We start from the raw sequence: 18,404 nt of genomic DNA on the forward strand, positions 1-18,404 counted from the left end.
CCATAGCTTATTGACATATTGTTATATGTATGACTTTACTTGGCATTGTTCTCTCTCTATATTGATTCTCAGAGCGATCACGACTTGCCTTCCCGCATATCGACCGGGCACTGGTCTTTGGGGGGGTATGCGAGCGGCGAACAGAAAGCGGCTCACAAGGAGGCCCGAGAGGCCAGAACCTGAAGGGGCCCGTGGCAATCGCAACAGTACTGTTACCACCATTACCCAACCACACTAACGAGGGGATCAGGAGTATGACAGTCGAAATCAAGCGCCGCACACTACTAGCCGGCCTGGGGGCACTGGGGATCGGCGGAATCACCAATGCCAGGGCATCGATCGACATGCTCGGATCTACCTGGCTGCCCTGGGGGGAGACCGCCCCCTGGCGCAACCTTCTGCGCATGCAAATGAGCACTGCAGCCGAAGATATCCTCTGGTGGTATACCGGTCGTATTTACGCCCAGATTGGCGACTCCGCCCCGCTACACCTGTTCAATCTCGAAGGGACAGAAAGTTACTACGTGCGGGAACGGGACGACGGCTCGTTCTCTGTCAGCTCGCGCACGCTGACCTTCTTCCGCGACAAGGACACCGGAGAAATGATCCGGGAGTACCAGAATCCGTTCACGGGGAAAGTGAACAAGGTACACGCCAACCAGCTCGGCGGACAGGACAGCAACATCTTCTCCGAAGACGGCTGGCGCTTCGTGTCACCCAAGCGGCCGGATACCAAGCCCGAGCCCTGGCTGATTGAATGGCACCGCAGCGGCAACCTCGCCTGGATGTCATCCAACCGCTTCTCCAAGCACCCGCCCCAGCCACTGATGGAGTCGATGACGGTCTTTTGCCCACTGGACCAGCTGCTCGACCCTGACATCAGCAGCCTCCCATCCCACTTCACATCGACCTACCTGTCTCCGTGGCAGGGGTGGATGGACATGGGGGAACGAGAAGGGCACCTCGTCTGGCACTCCTCTGGCAGAAAGCTGGCCTCGCTCGACGAAATCCCCCAGGAGTATCAACAGCGACTCAAGGATGATTACAAAGGCGCGATCCTGACCGCTGGCCCTGACACCTGGAGCTGACCGCGTGGCGAGTCGACGCGATCTATTGAAGGGGATGGCGGGTGCAGCGGCAATGGCCACCGGCGGCGTTGCGCTGGCTGCCCCGCCCGCCCTGCGGGAGTCGCAGCTCGACGTGCCGGAAGACAACCTGCGAGCCTACATAAAGCTGCGTGGAGACCTGGAACCGGTTCCGGTTTACGAGCTGATCCGCGGACAGGTCATGGGACTCGTGCGCGGTGAAAAGCCACGCGAACTGTTCAAGACCATGGGAGCGCAGAGAACGGTTTATCGACGCGTTTCAGCGCTCGAGTATCAGGCCGATTCACGTTACATCGGCCTGTTGCTCGACTGGTCTACCGAGCAGTTGCTGACAAGCTGGAAAAACCCCTACAACAACCGGGACTGCAAGGTACCCGCCACCCACTACGACACCACGTTCAGGCTGTTTTCCGACGCAAGCGCGATGGCGAACAGCAGCGCAGAGCCGTCTCGTGGTTGTCGCCCGTGGCACCTTGTAGACGGGGTGCTGCATATGCACGAGCAGGCCATGTCGCCCGGCCCGGCAGCCAAACTACCGGACGCCGACCTTATGACCTTTACCGGTGACTGGCGGGAAATGATCGACCCGAACATAACCCGGGCCCGCTCACGCCTCAATTTTACGGCGATCGAGAACTGGCGCGACTGGATGCATATGGAGCAGGAGGGATCACTCTGGTGGCATGTTTCAGGCGTCAAGCTGAGCAGTCCCGGCGCTTTCCCCGCCGCACTTGTCCCGCTCATACTCGATCAGGAACCTGACTTTTTTAAGGGGTAATCATGCAGAAGTACCTGGCTCTACTGTTCCTCTCCCTGGCGACCTCGGTCGCGCTGGCTGCTGACTGGCAGTACACGACGGTTCCGGGGGGTGGCGGCGTTCCCCTGAATGTTGTCACCGTTGGCGATCCAAAGAATCCACCCATACTGCTCGTGCACGGCATTGGCCAGAGTCACTACAGCTTCAAGAAGCAATTTGACTCAGCCCTTGCCGATGACTTTTACCTGGTAGCCTTTGACCTGCGGGGCCACGGTGGCTCGGGCAAACCCTGGACACCTGAAGCCTACCAGGAATCGGAGACCTGGGCCCAGGATGTCGACGCCGTCATGAAGGCAACAGGGATTGATCATCCGCTGATGCTCGCCTGGTCCTACGGCACCGCCGTCGCAATGGACTATATTCGCCAGCGGGGTGACGGAGCATTGGCGGGGCTGATTCTGACCGGAGGTACCGGGGGGCTGCTGCCATTTCAGCAACCCCAGGCAGACGCCGAAAAAATCGCAGAATATGCACGGCTGCGAACCCTGCAAGTGAGCCATAATCCGGCCGACAATTACGAGGCAAGCGATGCCCTGGTGGACTGGCTGACCGAGTCGAAAATTCCCCAGAGCGACCGCAAGGTTTTCCAGGGGGTCGGCCTGATGCTGCCCGTCTACGCCAGAAAGGCCATGACCAGTCGCTCTCTCAGTAACGTGGATCTGGTCGACCAGATCAGCGTTCCAGCCAGGCTTATGCTGGGCGCGAAGGATACGTCGGCACAGGTCGACCAGGCCAAAACACTGGCGGCGAACAAATCCAATTTTGCACTGTCGATCTTCGAGGATGCCGGACACACCGCATTCTACGAAGACCCTGACCGCTTCAATGCGGAACTCAGGGCGTTTGCACAGCAGTGTTTCAGCGAGGGTAATTGATCGGCCCCCGCACAGACCTCCCCGGTCGGGCACGCAAATGCCTCCTCAACCCGCATCAACGTCGGGTTGAGGCGAGGTGTCGCGTGACGGTCAATCAGAGGATCGTTTGTTAGCGCAGCTAAGGCGGACTACTCAGTTCTGGCCAGGCAGGTAAGCAGCGTGTATTGCCAGCATTTTCTTGACGCCGTCGGCGACATGCGTGGTCGACATCGTAGACCCGGAAATGATGGGAACTCTATCCCGGGGGCGCCATTTACCCACCCGCGCCTCGGATAGCTGCGCCCGCCATTCAACGGTAAACAGGTTATCGCAGAAGCCCTCGGCGCAGGTCAGGATTTCAAGGCCGACGATTTCGCCTGCCTGGTTGATACCTACCATGTAGGAGACGATGTCAGCCAATCCGTACACCTGGTCGAGAAAAAGCCAGTCTCCCTCCTGGGTTCTCCAGGCTTTTACGTTGGGTCGAAAAGCCGGGACGTCGAACTCTCGCTTCAGTTGCGCAAAATCTGTCGAGGGGATAGTGAAGTCCGCCGGCGAAAGGCTGGCGTCCGGATAGATCTTGTTTCCGGCCTCTTCCACCGTTTGCAGATCCACGGCCGCAGCAGAAACCGCCACGACCGCGGACATCACGGGGGCCAGATGGAATTTGAATTTCAAAATCCAGGACCCAACATCGACGTTGAAAGCCGGCTAGACACGCTCAAAGTGTCGTATGCCGAAGCCGCGCATTGCAGCCTGCGCATCCTTGACCTGCCTGAAATCCCGTTTGGCAATTTCGGCTGTAAAGTCTATCGAGTGGTACTCCATCGACCAGACTTCATTGTTCCACCGGTGGTCGTACCAGCGGCCGAACATACCGCGAGGCGTAGAGGTAGTACCGCCCGAGATGAAGTCCAGCGGGTAATAAACACCGCCCGGACGGGTGATACGCTCAACTTCTGCAACGACCTGCCGCGTTACTTGTGCGGGCATTTCATGGTGAGCGATAAAACTCGTCACCATATCGAAGTAACCATCCGGGAACTGGGTCTGCTCGGCTACACTCTGTATAAAGTTCACGGGTATTCCGAGATTATTGGCACGCATATGTGAATAACGCACCATCGGGCCGCCGGCGTCCAGCCCCCACACTTCAGCGTCGGGGAAGCGCGCTTTCAGGGCCATCGCGAACTGACCCACCCCGGTGCCATAGTCCAGGATTCGACGCACCTTGCCGTCTTTCGGCAGTGGCATACGATGGGCGACTTCACGGTGAATTTCGTCCTGTTCGTTGTGCCCTCGGGTACCAAACCAGAAACTGTTGGTGCCGTAGTGGTAAAGGTGACCGGCAAAGGGATCGCCGACATAGCCGCCAGGCTGAATATGAATTTCGTGTTTGACGTGATCAGGCAACGCTGACTGGGAGGCCAGCAGTTCCAGGCTGCCGGGGCCCGACTTATCGGCCGCTTCCATTTGTGAAAGATAGAAATCGGCGTTCTGATGGTAGTGGTCCTGCAGGTTCTTCCAGGTCACTCGCTGGTTCGCGAGCCAGGATTTATGCATCAGCCCGATATTGGGGTCGAGATCAACCAGTGCCCGCAGCTCGTCGATACTGATCTTGGATGTCGGATCCACGCCCTCGCGCTGTATCAGGCGCTCAAACATGTCCTCGGAGACCTGGCGGTAGGAGCGCCGGTTAAGCACACGGTATCCCTTGGTGTAGTCCTGGCGACTTTCGACATCGAGTTCACCCAGCCGGACATGACGGCCATCCGCACCTCGCAAGCCGCCATCGGCCGCAAGTTGGGCGGCTTCGGCAGCAAGCACCGACTTCGATTTCAGCATTGAACCCATACCTACAGCAGCAGCAACGCCAACCGTAGACAACCCGAGCAACTCACGCCTATCCAACATGATCTATCTCTCCACTATCAATTCAGTCAACAGAATCCCGGGATCCCGAGGCTATTTTCTGGAAAACCTGGCCGAAGCAGGTACGTGACTCTGGAAGCCCAGCGGCCCCATCGCCAGCGCCAGGAAACGGTCCCGGTCCTCCTCCCAGGCCTCCACTTCAGCGGCACTCGGCTGGTATCGCTCAATTTCTTCCTGAGAAATGCCCTTCTTGGCCAGTACGGCCTCCAGTACCTTGGTGCGACGCTTGCATGCCCACACCTCCGATCCCAGAGCGACAAGGCAATTCACGACGTTGTCCAGTACCGGATTGCCGAGAAACATGGCTTCGTCGATATCGGATTTTATGGGTTCAGCGGTATAGGTTTCGCGACCTTCCGGAATTTCCTTCATTTGCCGTAATCTCCATTCAATAACTCAGGTATTTGTGGCACACATGCAATGCTTGAATCTGTTTCTTGCTCTACCCCTACCTTGTTGAGTCTATAATACGGAAGAGCCGATAGTGGCCGGATTCCGTCAATCATCCTCATACGTATGACTGATTTGCACACCAACTCAACTATTACTCAATCGTGACTTCTGCGCCCACTACCCGGACTCCCGCGCAGTAAAAATCGCCGCTGTGGCAGTTGCCATGAACAGGGGGATCCAGGCATCACCAAAAGCACTGGGAACGGTGCAGCCGCTTACAGATTGGCGCAAATACTTCTGACCTTGTTACAGATCATCTCTGCTTCCGCGGTTCTGATCGAGCGATTCATATAAACGATGCCCGCAGGCCAGGAGAGCTTCCTGGTCGACCCGAAGATCTTCACCAGTTTCTCCTTCTCCATGAGTTGATCGCCCACCGACTTGGGCAGGAAGGCCGCGAACTGATGATCGATCATCGCACTGATGATCAATTCCACACTATCAGATCGCAGACTGACATCAGGTACGGGCAGTTCCTTCTCTTCAAAGTACCGCCTGAAGAACGTCTCGTACTGCTCACCCAGCGGCAAGACCCAATTCAAGCGGGAGATCCAGCTTCCCAGGGGCCTGTTCCCTTTCAGCAGGGCATGGTCCTCGCGAATATAGATCGAGAGCGCGGTGGAATCGTCGAGCAGCGTTTCTACGTATAGATCCGGGCTGTCGATATCATTGGGGATAATGGAAAAAGCCAGGTCGATCTCGCCATTGCGCAAGCGCGGCACCAGGTCATACATAAAGCCCTGGTGCACGGTGACAGACAACTCAGGAACCTGCTTCAAGGTTGAGAATATGGCTGAAGGCAGGATCTGGTTAACAAAGAGCCGGCTCGCACCGATGTGCAACTCACGGGCGCTCTTTCTCAGCTGTGATTCCAGGTCCGATTCTGCAACCGAAACATAGCTGAGAATCCTCTCGGCATGCTCCTTTAGCGTCTCCCCGGCAGGGGTCAACTTGATACCATTGGACGTCCGCAGCAGTAGTTGCGCACCAACGGACGCCTCAAGCGTCTGCAAGCTGCGAGTCAGCGCCGACTGCGTAATATTCTGGCTTTCTGCGGCCCGTTTGACCTGGCCGTATGTGGCGACCGCAAGAAAATATTTTAGTCGCTTGACGTCCAGCATGATGGGGCACCGAATCAGGTTTTAAGGGGAATAATATCCTGTCCGAGCATGCGGCCAAAGGTAATTGCCGGTGTTACCTGCATACCGCCACAATACGAACGCCCCATTGTAGCCCCTGCACCGATCACTTCTCCAGCCGCATAAAGTCCGGGTACCGGTTGCCCGTCGCGGCGAATAACCTCCAGCTTGTCATTCACTGCGATTCCCGCAAACGTAACCAGTTGCCAGCTCTGCAAGCGAACGGCATAGAAGGGTGCCTTAGCCAGTGGCAGTGGCATGTGCTTCCGGCCGAAGCGATCGCTGCCGGACGACTGTCCGCGGTTATACTCAGCCAGGGTTGCAACCGCTTTATCCCCGTCAAACCCAGCGAGTTGACCCAACTCGGGGAGTGAGTCTGCTTTATCGAAAAAAGCCGTTCCGTTGTCAAACGCCTCTTTCAGTTTTTCCCTATCAAATCTGCGCGAAAAATACAGGGCGTACTCGGGATTCTGCAGCATCTCGTCATCCCAGACCAGCCAGCAGCGCTCGTCGGTCTGCCCCAGGAGAGCCTGCTCATGCGCGTCATGGCTGGGTACATCTTCAGCCATGAACCGCTCACCTTCGGTATTAATGAAAATACCCAGTGGGGGATTGTGGGGAGGCCAGGGCCGGTGCGTGGTGAGTTTCCCGCTGGGGTAGTCGTCGCTGGTGAGCACAGCTCCGAACAGTGGCAGGTGATGTTCCATGCCCCTGATATAGCCACCCGCGGAGACACCGAGGGAAAGGCCGTGCCCCTGACTCATGGGGTACGTACAGTTACAGTAGCGCTTGTTGCCTTCCAGCTCTTCAAACAGCTTGTCGTTGGCGGAATAGCCCCCGGAGGTCAACACGACACTCTGGGCAATATGCTGCCGGGCGACACCATCCGCATCGACGGATTCAACACCGGTAACGCTCCCGCTCTCGTCCTGAATCAGTGCCGTCGCGCGGGTCTGTAACATTACCTCGACCTGCTGGCTGTCGATATGAGGCTGCAGCTGCCCCATCATTACATTCAGCACATCGATACCCATCTTGGGGGCCCAGGCATAACGTGGCTTGCTGTAGGGGTCGTGGCCATAGGCGATGGTCGGCATGTCCGGAAGCAGTTCCAGACCACTGTCCATCAACCAGTCGAAGGTGGCAGCTGCGTTGAACACAGCAAGCCGGATAATATCCTGATTACCCGTATTCTTGCTGATTTTCATAATGTCCGCGAAATGCTCTTCCGGGGTATCCTCTATGCCTTTTTCTTCCTGCAGCTTGGTGCCCGCCGCACTCAATTGCGCAGAGGAAAGATACAGCGTACCACCGAGAGCACCCGCAGCCTCCAGGATCAGAACCTTCGCCCCCCGTTGTGCGGCAAAAATAGCGGCGGGAATTCCGGCCGTTCCACCACCGACCACAATAAGGTCCCACGACCCGGCCGGTTCAGCATGAGCGACCCCATCACGCAAGGCCAGGCTTGCGGCTGCGGTTGTTCCAGCAACGGAAAGAAACTGCCTTTTAGTCAGCTTGGCCAATGTGCCCTACCCTCTTCAGATTGGATGTACGGATGCGCGTAGCTAATTCGATAAGTACGGAAACAGCAAAAATACTGTAGAGATTAGATGTAAACAGTTTTAAATATTTAGTCAATCAGGTATGCATGCCATTCATTTCATTCGATTACATTACGTGAATACTCATGCAGAAGTATCGACTGGAATGCGCGATATTTTCAGATGTTGGAACGAATTTATTCTTCTCTGGCCAGTATCTCCCGGCATAATAAAAATGCATTGCAGGCAATTCCATTGCATACAATAATGCAGACAGAGAAGGAACTTTTTCTCGTCAACCCGCTCCATCTCCCACCCCGACCAAGCGATGCACACAGCGAAAAATCAGACGACTCCTTGTGAGACAACCGTTGAATTAAGCATGATGCGCCCGATGCTTGGCACGTTCGTGGAGATATCCGTTACCCACTTCGATCCACCCTCCGCCCAACGGGCAATCGATGAGGCCTTCACCGAGATCGACACGATCCACCGCCTGATGAGCTTCCACCGTCCAGGCAGCGACATCGCCAGACTCAATCAGTGTGCGCACAGGGGCCCTGTCCGGGTCGACCCGCGCACGTACGACGTCCTCGAGTGTGCGCTAGAGATCTCGACCGCATCCTCGGGAATATTCGATGTAAGTATCGGTAACACGCTTGCAGCGGAGGGCCACTTACCGCGCCACGATGACTGGCCGGCGGCGCATCCAATGGCAAATTTCAGAGACATCCTGCTACTGGCTAACGGAGAGGTTGAGTTCTCTCGCGCCCTGTGGGTAGATCTCGGCGGTATTGCCAAAGGTTACGCCGTCGACAGGGCCGCACACATACTTACACAGGCAAACTGCCTGGATGGTCGTGTCAATGCCGGAGGTGAAATACGCGTTTTTGGTGAACGGCAGGAATCGGTCTGTCTCAGGGTACCCAATTATCCTGCCACGTCTGTACCCACTATCGAACTGGAGCGTGGGGGGCTGGCGAGTAGCGCCTGCAACTCTGGCCAGGATAGCAGTGCCACTGCCGGCAGCAGCGCCCACAGACATGGCATTTCACGCAGGCCCCTGCGCGAACAACGCTTTGCATCGGTCGTTAACGAGCGCTGCATGATCGCAGATGCTTTAACAAAGGTTGTGCTGGCACTTGGCGCCGAGGCGGAGCCGATTCTCGAACAATTCCGGGCGGCATCCGTCATGTACGATTCAAGATCTGGCTGGATTGAAACAGGACAGACAACGTGACACAGAATCCGGTAAAACGTCGAACAGGAAGCCTGTCACCGGCTCGGAAGTGGAGTGCATATACGACCTGTATTGCCGTCTATCTATCCGGGGCCATTTGGCTGGTGTTTGACTACTTTGTCCGCGTAGAGGACCAGTTCGGCTTCTTCAATCCACATCCTGCCCAGGGCGTATGGCTGATGTTACACGCTGCGGCGGCACTCCCCCTCATCTGGCTCTTCGGCATGTTCTGGATCGCCCACATCAAGGTTTCGTGGCGTGCGCGGTTGAGCAGAGTATCTGGTGGTGCACTGTGGAGCGTGATTGTGTGGCTCGGAATCTCTGGCTATGCACTGTATTACGTAGGCTCTGATCTATGGCGAAGCGTGCTCTCCTATGCACACTGGGTGGTAGGACTTGCAACGCTGGTAGTCTTCGTACTTCACGTTAGCGCCAGGAAAAGGACTAGCTGAGCGCGATGCCGTCGCGCGTAGAAGCATTAACCGATGGTGTGCGTCCCGCATAGCGGGAAATCCCAAAAAAATGGGGTAGGCACAAAGATCTGCGCCTACCCCAACCCACTACGAGACCGCAGTTTGACTACTTGGTAATGGTACTGTCGAGGAATGCCTTGACGTCCTTGACCGTGGCTTCAGGCCGTCCCAGGTGCATCAGGTGCCCACCGCCTTCATACATGACGAGCTTTACACTTTCCGCATTGGTAAGTGCATCCGCGAAAAGCTTTCCTGTCTCAGGTGACAAACCCTTGCCATGTTCACCCCAAAGCACCAGTGACGGCGCCTTCACGTGACTGAGAACACGCTGGGGATTACCGCGCTCATACATATTGGTTGCGACGAAGGCTTCACAGTCCCTGCCGATGACATTCCAGTAGTCCGTTTTACGCTGGACCATCTCCGGTGTCACCCGGCTGTGATCGTTGATGCCGTCCTTCATCGTGGCTTCCATTTTCTCCGTCGTCCAGGCAACGGGGACAAACGGTTTATTGGGATCCCGCTTGCGTTCCTTCGTTCCCTTGTGACCGCCGTACTCAATACCCGCCGAATTCTGCAATATCAGCGCATCAACCCGGTCGGTACGCGTTCCCGCGTAGCGGAAGGCCACCAGCCCGCCGTAGGACGTACCGGCAATCGTAAAGTGCTCGATTCCGAGATTGTCCATCAGGCTGTCAACCAGCGTCAGATAGCGATCGATCGAGTAATTCCGACTGGGTACGGGACCGGTCAGGCCAAAGGCAGGCAGGTCGAAGCGGATGACGCGGTAAGAGGTGGCAAGCTCCTTCACCCATCCATCCCAGTCCTTCAGGTCACCGCCCGAGCTGTGAATCAGCAGTACAGCCGGTCCGCTACCCTGGTCCTTGTAGTGGAGGTTGATGCCGTCGTTACCCTCGAGCCGTATGAACTTCGAATTTTCATCCGCATACTTGGCGACGATTTCCTCCCGGGTAATGGTGCCCGCGGACGGGGCACCACAACTGGGAGTGAAGTCGGTTGCCGCGGCTGGCAGGCTCAATGCAGACAGTGTCAGCAAACCAGCCAGTGAAAATGCAGAACCTAATTGCAGTTGCTTCACTCAATTCTCCTTGAACAGGGTTTATGTCGGCTACCTTAGAACCCGTAGCTGAAACGAACGCCATATTCACGGGGCGTGATCGGGTCGACCACCATCCCCTGGTTGACGAAGAAGTTCGGGTTCTCACCAAGGTCGGTGTAGCGGCGACCGGTAGCCCAACCTTCTTCATCGGCACAGTTGTTGCAGTACAGCTCGAACATCAGGCCGTCATCGCGCTCGATACCCAGCCGCAAATTCGCCAGCGTGTAGGCTTCGAGAGTGGTGAGGTTCAACTCGTCAGTGTAGGTTTCACCGCGGTACATCAGGTCGCCGCGCACATAGTAATCCCAGTCCTCGACCAGCTGATCTGTCCAGGTGGCGCTCATGGCGGCACTGTGCTCGGGCGAACGTGGCAGCGTCTTACCGTTGGCCAGATAGTTCGTGCCTGTCGGGAGACCGATAACAGAGTTGATCGAACTACCGAAGAACTCATCGAACTCGGATTTCACATAGCCGTAGGCACCGTGCACTACCAGATTGGCGTTAACGCGCCAGTTGGCTTCCAGTTCAATACCTTCCTGTGTACTGGAACCGGCAACAGTGGCACCCAGGAAAGAAGGACCGTTATTGGGTGTGACCGTCGGCACGTAGGCGTACACGACTGAGGACTTCATACCCTCCCATTCCTGATAGAAGCCGATTGCGGAGATCCACATGTTCCCGTCGAGCAACGACTGCTTCCAGCCCAGTTCGTAGGCCTTGAGTTCATCCTTGGGAATGAAGGTCTCGATACCATAGAGCTGCGCAATTTCAGCTTTTTCTTCCGGCGTCTTTCTGTCCAGAGAGTTGTTCTTGCTGCCGGGCAGCGTCGACTCGGCGTAGCTGACATACAGGTTTGCGCCTTCAAAGGGTGTCGCCGACAGAATGAATCGGGGCAACCAGTCCTCGAACGTCTGCTCGACTTCCTCGCCGTCTATCGTGCCGTTAAACCAGCCGGAGGAGTCTTTCTTGGTGTCCTCCTGGTAGCGCAGTTCCGCGGTCGCGGTCAGCCAGGAGAACAGGTCGTATTCCACCGAACCAAAAACACCGAGGGTTTCGACGGTCGCGATTTCCAGGTTACTGGCCAGCCGGCCAACCGCCAGCGTGCCGAAGTAGCCATCAAACACGTTGTAGCCGCCGTCCATATCACCATACTGGTCCAGCGAAGCATAGTTAACGCCGCCCATCACACGCAGGGCCCCACCGTTGTCGTAATTAATCCGGCCTTCGGCAGTCCAGGATTCAAGGTCCAATCCAGTCGCGGTCAGCCAGGTCGGGGCTGCGTACGAGTCAGAGTCCTTGATAACAGTGGTCTCACGTTCGTTGTAACCGAACAGGCCGGACAACGTGATGGCATCGTTCAGGTCGTAATCGATAGCCAGCGACGTCACCAGCAGGTCCGTCCTGAGACCAACGCCGTCCACACCGGGACCGGGCAGTGAGCCTCCATCGGCCGCGATGGTATCCGCCAACAGTTCGCCGGAGTTGTAGAAGACACCGTCGCTACCCACAAAATTGTAGAAATTGGAGTTGGCGTCCACCTCGGTTTCCGGAAGATCACCCACGTACCAGGGTTTGGCAAAGGCGGTGTCCACCACGCCTTCGGTGGTCAATACCGAGATGGGCGTGCCGGCGGGAGTGTTGGAAGTCAGGCGAAACGGTACGTAGGTCGTTGAAGGTGCACCGTCGTCGTCTTCGCTGTAGGCGACGCGCGCCTTCACCTTGAGGTTGTCGCCGGGGGTGAAATTGAAGATCAACGAGGCGCCCTGGGTATTTTCCTCGCCCAGCTTGCCGCCATCAGAGGCCGTGAACGGGGCACCCGCGGTATTCGAATACACGGTGAAGCGCGCGGTCAGGTCTTCGACAAGGGTGCCTTCGACATAGGCGCTGAAGTCATTGCTGCCGAACGTGGGGCTGTAGCCCGCCGAAATCTTGCCGGAGAACTCCTCACCCGGATCGACCGTCGTGTAGTTGATGGCGCCACCGAATGTGCCGCGCCCAAAGTACACTGGCTGCGGGCCCCGAATGACTTCTACGCGGGCGATATCGGTGAAGGAAACCGAGCTGCCACCGGCCGCTACCGGAACGCCGTCGACGAAAAATCCACCCGTCTGGTTGGTCGGACCGGAGGCCTGCACTTCCATGCCGCGGAAGCGAATCCCGGGATTGAAGCGTCCGGGCTGGCCGTTACCCATGTTCTGGAAATCCAGGTTAGGGGTCATGGTTGCCAGCGACTCCAGTTCGGTCAACCCCGCCGCCTCGATCTGGTCGGCGCTAAAAGCCTGAACCGAAAGAGGAACCTCGAGCACCGTCTCGGTCCGCTTCCGCGCCGTAATGATGACTTCCTCGAGCCCTACCTGAGCGTTATCGCTGTCCTCCTGCGCAGCAGCACCGCCGCTCTGGGCTGCCACAAAGACCAACCCACCCCCGGCTACGAGCAACTGGCGTAAGCTTCCTGAAAATAAGTTCATACTGCCTTCTCCACGTTTAAATAATGTCTCTCAAATTGATGAGATATAACACGGGCCGCAATCGTCATTGTCTTTGTTATCATCCTAGATTTACTGCCCTTCCCGAGCTTCCAACTCGGAAATCTCCAGTCCATCGATATTCAGATTGGGAATGGATGAAGCCTTCCAGTCGGGATCGAAATCACCGAGACGCCGTGTCACCAGATCCATACCCAGGTCAACAGACGTCGCGCGGTAATCACCACCCGCCAGAAAAAAGAAGTTTTCAGAGTTGATCGGCGAGCCATGTGGTGCTCTAGTCATCCTCCGCCCCGGCCCTAAGAGGTAAAGTCGACTGCGGCGATGTTGCACCCATCAGTTTCCCCGACAGAAGCGGGGACGGCTGTGGGACTGGTCGAACCAGACATTAGCGTTTGTAGATACTTCATTGCGTTCCCTCCCTCGAGAGATTGCGCACATTTCCCTACCAGTAGCCATATTCTCTACAGCCCTGGTCCGATCGAACCTTATGAATAATCTAAACACATATTATTATGTCATTAATATTTAACATCTGACCGACGAGCTGTCAACAATTCTGTTTCCAACACATTTCGCAGTAGCGACGGGATTCGGAATCAGCTGCTGGTCGCCCCTTCATGGATACTGCGGGCCGGCGACCGGGTTAGCGCCGGGGGCTCCCCCAGCGCCGAAAGTGCTCGAAATATAGCGCGACTCCCCGTCACTGCCCTGAGACGAGATAAGCCACCACAGCATCAGACCAGGCCTCTGGCTGCTGGTCGACGATATCCTGGGTACCGCCCTCCAATTCGACGAACGCAAAGTCGGGACGCATTTCCTGCGTGCGATGCGCAAGGTCGTAAAGCATGTCGCCGGTATTGGTCAGTATGAGAGTTGGCTGACGCACTTTCTTCAGTGAACTGGCGTGGTCATAGCGGTAGGCAGCGTGGTGCCCCCAGGTGTAGGGCCCCAGCCCCTGGAATTTCTCCACGACGATACGCGTGATGATCGCGGGGTCAGGGTTCTCACCGCCCATCCTTACACGCACGGCAAAGCTCGACGTGAGATGCGACCCATCGAGCTTGGGCTTACCCTTTTCAAGCCCTTGCTCTTCGCGATCGATCATTTTCTGCCGCTCTGCTTCGCTGGCCGGGAAAGGTCCGTTAAGAATCAGTCGGCGCACCCGGGAGGGCGACTGCAGCGCTACTTCTGTCGCGATCAGAGAACCTGTGTGATGCCCAAGCACATCGGCTTGCTCAATTCCGAGATGATCGAGCACGGCAATAATGGAACTGGTCCAGTCCTGAATTTTTGGCACAAAGGGAGTGGGGTCGGAGAATCCAAACCCGGGTGTATCAATCGCAACAAATCGAACACCCCGTTCGACGAGCGGCCCAAAGGCCGATTCGAACTGCCTGGCGGACGCTGGAGACTGATGCAGCAGCACCAGGGGTACCTTGTTCTCTGCATCATCCACCAATCCGGCGGAATCGTGAAAATGCACAAGGCCGTGAGGCCCCCGGGCATAACCTCTCCCCATGACGCCGTCGTAGACGCTATTGGCATCGCTGGCAGACGCGTTACCCGAAGCGATGGTGCCCCCGGCTGCCGCCAGCATTGCAGCACCACTGACACCCTGCTTCAGGAATTGACGTCGATCATTCATCACTCTCTCCAGACGGCTAACATTGCTGCACAAAAATGGAACGACTACTTTTAACCTGCAGTCATGACCTCGATAGCAACCCGCTCGGCGGACTCCATCGCACCTTCCATGCCGCGGTTTGCCACAGCGGTGTGCTCGCCACAAAAATGCACGCGGCCATGTACCGAAGCAATTTCCCTGGCAAACCGCTTGATCTGCCCTGGCGCAAACACCGCCCAATCGCCGGCCGAGTAAGGGTCCTGGTTCCAGGATTGATAGCCAACACATTCGAGCGCACCACGCGCCTTGGGCCTGATGGACTCGATTTCGGCGATAACGCGCCTGATCGCCTCTTCCCTGGGAAGCCGGTCGAGGTAGGCCGCCCGATGCCCGCGCGGATTCACGACCAGCGCGGTCACATCCTCATTGGGGCCGGACCGGTGGGCAGCGACGGTGCCCAGCATTCCGTCGGTCCACATGGCGGGCGAGAGACCGTCTTCCTCCCAGAAGGGTCGATTGACCTTCAGGAAAATGACCGTGTTGATCATGTAGGGCAGTGTCGCAACGGCTATGGCATGGTTACCAGTGAGCACCGGGTCGAAGCGGATCGTGCGGACAACGGAATAAGGCAGCGAGCAGATTACCCTGTCGGCCCGATAAACACTCCCGTCCTGACAACGAACTTCTACACCGTCTTTGTTGGTGGCTACGGATACAACCTCTCTGCCGGTATCCACCGGCCGCTTGAGCTTCTCTGCCAATCTCATCGGCAGTTGCTGGTTGCCCCCCTCGATGGCGTAGACATGCGGTGCGATCTCCGCCTGGCCGGCAACCCACGCCTGGTTGAAACAATACTGAACCGCAGAAATATCGTGGGCAGATGTACCGAAATAGGGATTCAGTGAAAAGCCCAGGCGTATCACTTCTTCCGGTACATTGCGCTCACTGAGGAAATCGTGAATCGATACGTCGTAAACACTGTTGGCGTCCGAACGCCAATCGTCCGAGCCCACCAGGGGATTGCGTCCCTGCATGGCCACACCGGACATTTCCCAGGGCATCCGCTTGCGCAGGTCATCAGGCAGGGTATTGAGCGGCGAAGCAGCCCACTCTTCCGCGCTCATGAGACCGCCATTCACGACAAGCTCGAACTTCGTCCGCAGGCGCTTCTCGCTGTACTGATAGATCTTCAGGCCCATGCGGGTTGCCGCATCCATCACCCTGCCGTAGCCGGCACCGAAACTCTGCCCCCCCACTTCCGGCAGGCCCGGGATATCAAAGCGGGTAAAGATCCGTCCGCCAATCCGCTCACGCGCCTCGATAACCTGCACATCGAGCCCCTGCTCCTGCAGCGTCACCGCACTCGAAAGGCCGGACAGGCCGGCACCGAGCACCAGCACATCCGCCTTGGCCGTTCGCGGTGGCTTGGCGGTACTCCCAGCCTGGGCAGCCCTGGCACCTTTTGCCCCGGCACCCATGGCCAGTGCCGTGACACCGGCGCCTACCAGTACTGATCGACGGGTAATTCGCGTCATGCTCAGGCTCCTTGCAACAGGCTGACAGGATCTTTTGCCGCCTCGGGGAGGGCCTGTGCGAACAGCTTGCGCCAGGTTGCAGGCATCTCCTCAACACTGGCTACTTTCCTCCCGAAGCACCGGGACACATAACTCCCGGGCTGGTCACCCATGTTCAGCCACTTGGGCCAGGTCAGAATGTCGGTGAAGTACTGCACACAGGGCGCACTCTTGACAGCAGGGTCGGCCACATCGGACAACTTTGCGACGTAAGTCGACCAGTCGTTGACGCGAAAGGCCTTTTTATCGCTGTCCGGGTCAAGCGGCTCGGCATACACCAGCATGTCACCGCGGATGACCACATCATCACCTTCGATCCAGCCCGGTCCCGCCGCGGTACTGCGCGTCATCTTCATACCCGGCATGTCGGGCGCGAAGGCCGCGCCACCCTCCGGGCCCATCACCGTTTTCCAGGGTTTGGGCGCCCGATAACTCACGGGGACAGTTTCACCGGTGTAAGGATTCTGGAACGATTCCAGTAATTCGGTAGAGCCGGGCGGTGTGTAGAAATTCGCTCCAGCCATCGTGACTTCATAGTCACCCTCGCCCAGGTCCTTCGTCGTAAACCAGGTCCCGACATACATGTCCCAGAATGGCGTCGCCTCTGCGTCCACGACACCGAAACGGGTCCCGCGCAGCCACCAGAAATAGACCTTCTCGTCCATTGAATAGGCGGTTTTGCGGAACGCACTGGACAACGTGGCCGCGTCAGCCAGGTCGGGCACCTTGGTCACGCCACCTGCGCCCAATGCCATTTGCCCCGGCAGCACAGCACCTGCCGCCGTGGCACCCATCAATCCCAGAGCGGATCGCCTGCTAAGTTTTTGCGTCATGCCTGAACCTCCTGAATTGAATGTGAGTTACCAGTTCCGCAGCTTCTGGAAATGACGCGAAGCATCTGCCGCATCGCCGGGGATATAATCACTCTGGCCATTGGGCCCGAAGCGCGGCACATAGCCGCTGTACACCGGCATGATCATCTCCATGGGTACACTGGGTGGGATGGTGCGGGAAGCACGGAAGCTGGCCATGGGTATGGTCGCCGTAACAAATTCTTCATGCACCGACTTGGCCTGCGATGCGACACCTCGCGGGGAAAATATTGCGGTATCACCCGAGCCCGAAAACTCTGCAAAGCCCTTGTGCTCAGGGGACACAGACTGGTTACACACCACACTCCAAAGATTGTTATGCCGGGATTTCAGCTCGGCCTCGTTCACGCTGTACCCGCCGGAAGAAGAACTCAGGCGAAGTTCCAGCCCTTTCATGGCCATGGCGCGGACAATGTCCGGCTGGGCCGGCGTTACCGAGCAGCAGATATTGCCGATATCAGTGCGGGCGATCGGCAGTACGGCATCCTCTCCGTACATTTCGCGGTACTGGTCCAGCACATCGTAAATCGAGGTAGTGAAAAGATCCCATCCGGGGCGAAAACCCCGATGATTGTTGGTCTTCCAGTGATTGGCCACCACGCTGCCGTCCGGACCGATCAATACGCCGGTCAGGAGCAGATGGCCCGGCCAGTCAGGGTCGCGTGCGTAGGTCCCGAAGGTGATATAACAACCGTACTCCTTGGCCTTTTTGCCAAGGGCTTCGGTTTCCGGGCCGGGAACTTCAATGGCGACACGCAACGCCTCTTCTCGCGGCCACGTGCCATAACCCATGATGGGCTGTTCGTGGAAACACACCAGGTCCTGGGGCCCTGCGAAGCCGTTAGCTGCATCGATCAATTCAATCATGTGATCGACGTTGGCTTTCATTTCACGCTCGGGTCGCCGCGTGTTCTGGACTCCCCGCATGATGGACTGCACCGCAGTGACACGAATATTGTCCTTGCGCAGCGGCACTTTCTCGTAGTCACCGTCTGCCGCCACCAGCGTCGCGCCCTGCGCGGGCGCTGCCTGGGTCGCTGCAGCGCCCCCGCCCAACGCGACTGCAGCCGCACCCACCGCACCCGCGGCCAGAATACGCCGCCGCTCGATGTTGTCCGGCGTACCGGCCCCGCTGTCTTGCTCGCTCATGCCTCCCCCTGTAGGTACCAG

Annotated in this window: 16 protein-coding genes; 4 read left to right on the plus strand and 12 right to left on the minus strand. The window is 57.4% G+C overall.

What is annotated here, in order from left to right; genetic code table 11:
- Positions 1-254: 254 nt before the first annotated feature.
- The 3 genes from FV139_RS14670 to FV139_RS14680 are packed head-to-tail and all read left to right on the plus strand — an operon-like array spanning position 255 to position 2,798.
- Positions 255-1,088 carry a DUF1838 family protein gene (locus FV139_RS14670; RefSeq protein WP_148069207.1) on the plus strand — a complete coding sequence of 278 codons (834 nt, stop codon included), beginning with the start codon at positions 255-257 and terminating at the stop codon, positions 1,086-1,088.
- 4 nt (positions 1,089-1,092) lie between these two features.
- Positions 1,093-1,884 (plus strand): DUF1838 family protein, encoded by a 792-nt coding sequence (locus FV139_RS14675; protein ID WP_148069208.1) that lies wholly within the window; start codon positions 1,093-1,095, stop codon positions 1,882-1,884.
- Between the two features lie 2 nt (positions 1,885-1,886).
- Positions 1,887-2,798, plus strand: coding sequence for an alpha/beta fold hydrolase (locus FV139_RS14680; protein ID WP_148069209.1), 912 nt, complete (start codon positions 1,887-1,889; stop codon positions 2,796-2,798).
- A 132-nt stretch (positions 2,799-2,930) separates the two neighbouring features.
- On the opposite strand, the gene FV139_RS14685 is transcribed toward FV139_RS14680, so the two are convergent.
- The 5 genes from FV139_RS14685 to FV139_RS14705 all read right to left on the minus strand — a co-directional run bounded on the left by FV139_RS14685 (position 2,931) and on the right by FV139_RS14705 (position 7,824).
- Complete coding sequence (locus FV139_RS14685) at positions 2,931-3,455, minus strand: FMN-binding protein (RefSeq protein ID WP_148069210.1); 525 nt, start codon at positions 3,453-3,455, stop codon at positions 2,931-2,933.
- Between the two features lie 33 nt (positions 3,456-3,488).
- Entirely contained in the window at positions 3,489-4,691 is a 1,203-nt protein-coding gene (locus FV139_RS14690; RefSeq protein ID WP_148069211.1) for a class I SAM-dependent methyltransferase, read from the minus strand.
- Between the two features lie 51 nt (positions 4,692-4,742).
- Entirely contained in the window at positions 4,743-5,081 is a 339-nt protein-coding gene (locus FV139_RS14695; protein WP_148069212.1) for a hypothetical protein, read from the minus strand.
- A gap of 296 nt (positions 5,082-5,377) precedes the next feature.
- Positions 5,378-6,283, minus strand: coding sequence for a LysR family transcriptional regulator (locus FV139_RS14700; protein ID WP_148069213.1), 906 nt, complete (start codon positions 6,281-6,283; stop codon positions 5,378-5,380).
- Positions 6,284-6,297: 14 nt separating this feature from the next.
- Positions 6,298-7,824, minus strand: coding sequence for an FAD-dependent oxidoreductase (locus FV139_RS14705; RefSeq protein WP_148069214.1), 1,527 nt, complete (start codon positions 7,822-7,824; stop codon positions 6,298-6,300).
- 412 nt (positions 7,825-8,236) lie between these two features.
- Here FV139_RS14705 and FV139_RS14710 point away from each other — a divergent pair, with 412 nt between their 5' ends.
- Complete coding sequence (locus FV139_RS14710) at positions 8,237-9,082, plus strand: FAD:protein FMN transferase (RefSeq protein ID WP_187276562.1); 846 nt, start codon at positions 8,237-8,239, stop codon at positions 9,080-9,082.
- A 579-nt stretch (positions 9,083-9,661) separates the two neighbouring features.
- On the opposite strand, the gene FV139_RS14715 is transcribed toward FV139_RS14710, so the two are convergent.
- From FV139_RS14715 to FV139_RS14745, 7 genes are all read right to left on the minus strand, one after another.
- Entirely contained in the window at positions 9,662-10,654 is a 993-nt protein-coding gene (locus FV139_RS14715; protein ID WP_148069216.1) for an alpha/beta fold hydrolase, read from the minus strand.
- A gap of 35 nt (positions 10,655-10,689) precedes the next feature.
- A complete protein-coding gene (locus FV139_RS14720) occupies positions 10,690-13,143 on the minus strand; it encodes a TonB-dependent receptor (RefSeq protein ID WP_148069217.1) in 2,454 nt (817 codons plus the stop codon).
- Positions 13,144-13,233: 90 nt separating this feature from the next.
- Positions 13,234-13,446, minus strand: a complete 213-nt coding sequence (locus tag FV139_RS14725) for a hypothetical protein (RefSeq protein ID WP_148069218.1) — start codon at positions 13,444-13,446, stop codon at positions 13,234-13,236.
- A gap of 418 nt (positions 13,447-13,864) precedes the next feature.
- On the minus strand, positions 13,865-14,809 hold the full coding sequence (locus FV139_RS14730) for an alpha/beta fold hydrolase (protein ID WP_148069219.1): 945 nt from the start codon (positions 14,807-14,809) through the stop codon (positions 13,865-13,867).
- Between the two features lie 50 nt (positions 14,810-14,859).
- A complete protein-coding gene (locus FV139_RS14735) occupies positions 14,860-16,323 on the minus strand; it encodes a flavin monoamine oxidase family protein (RefSeq protein ID WP_148069220.1) in 1,464 nt (487 codons plus the stop codon).
- A 2-nt stretch (positions 16,324-16,325) separates the two neighbouring features.
- Positions 16,326-17,195, minus strand: coding sequence for a DUF1838 family protein (locus FV139_RS14740; protein ID WP_148069221.1), 870 nt, complete (start codon positions 17,193-17,195; stop codon positions 16,326-16,328).
- A gap of 27 nt (positions 17,196-17,222) precedes the next feature.
- Positions 17,223-18,383 carry a nitrilase-related carbon-nitrogen hydrolase gene (locus FV139_RS14745; protein ID WP_148069222.1) on the minus strand — a complete coding sequence of 387 codons (1,161 nt, stop codon included), beginning with the start codon at positions 18,381-18,383 and terminating at the stop codon, positions 17,223-17,225.
- Positions 18,384-18,404: the final 21 nt, after the last annotated feature.

The organism is Parahaliea maris (genome assembly GCF_008064665.1).
GTDB classification, from domain to species: domain Bacteria; phylum Pseudomonadota; class Gammaproteobacteria; order Pseudomonadales; family Halieaceae; genus Parahaliea; species Parahaliea maris.

Bases quoted from the DNA above. Each gene is read 5' to 3' on its own strand.
- FV139_RS14670 (WP_148069207.1), top strand. From the start codon at position 255: ATGACAGTCGAAATCAAGCGCCGCACACTACTAGCCGGCCTGGGGGCA.
- FV139_RS14680 (WP_148069209.1), top strand. From the start codon at position 1,887: ATGCAGAAGTACCTGGCTCTACTGTTCCTCTCCCTGGCGACCTCGGTC.
- FV139_RS14690 (WP_148069211.1), bottom strand. From the start codon at position 4,691: ATGTTGGATAGGCGTGAGTTGCTCGGGTTGTCTACGGTTGGCGTTGCT.
- FV139_RS14695 (WP_148069212.1), bottom strand. From the start codon at position 5,081: ATGAAGGAAATTCCGGAAGGTCGCGAAACCTATACCGCTGAACCCATA.
- FV139_RS14700 (WP_148069213.1), bottom strand. From the start codon at position 6,283: ATGCTGGACGTCAAGCGACTAAAATATTTTCTTGCGGTCGCCACATAC.
- FV139_RS14710 (WP_187276562.1), top strand. From the start codon at position 8,237: ATGCTTGGCACGTTCGTGGAGATATCCGTTACCCACTTCGATCCACCC.
- FV139_RS14720 (WP_148069217.1), bottom strand. From the start codon at position 13,143: ATGAACTTATTTTCAGGAAGCTTACGCCAGTTGCTCGTAGCCGGGGGT.
- FV139_RS14725 (WP_148069218.1), bottom strand. From the start codon at position 13,446: ATGACTAGAGCACCACATGGCTCGCCGATCAACTCTGAAAACTTCTTT.
- FV139_RS14730 (WP_148069219.1), bottom strand. From the start codon at position 14,809: ATGAATGATCGACGTCAATTCCTGAAGCAGGGTGTCAGTGGTGCTGCA.
- FV139_RS14735 (WP_148069220.1), bottom strand. From the start codon at position 16,323: ATGACGCGAATTACCCGTCGATCAGTACTGGTAGGCGCCGGTGTCACG.
- FV139_RS14740 (WP_148069221.1), bottom strand. From the start codon at position 17,195: ATGACGCAAAAACTTAGCAGGCGATCCGCTCTGGGATTGATGGGTGCC.
- FV139_RS14745 (WP_148069222.1), bottom strand. From the start codon at position 18,383: ATGAGCGAGCAAGACAGCGGGGCCGGTACGCCGGACAACATCGAGCGG.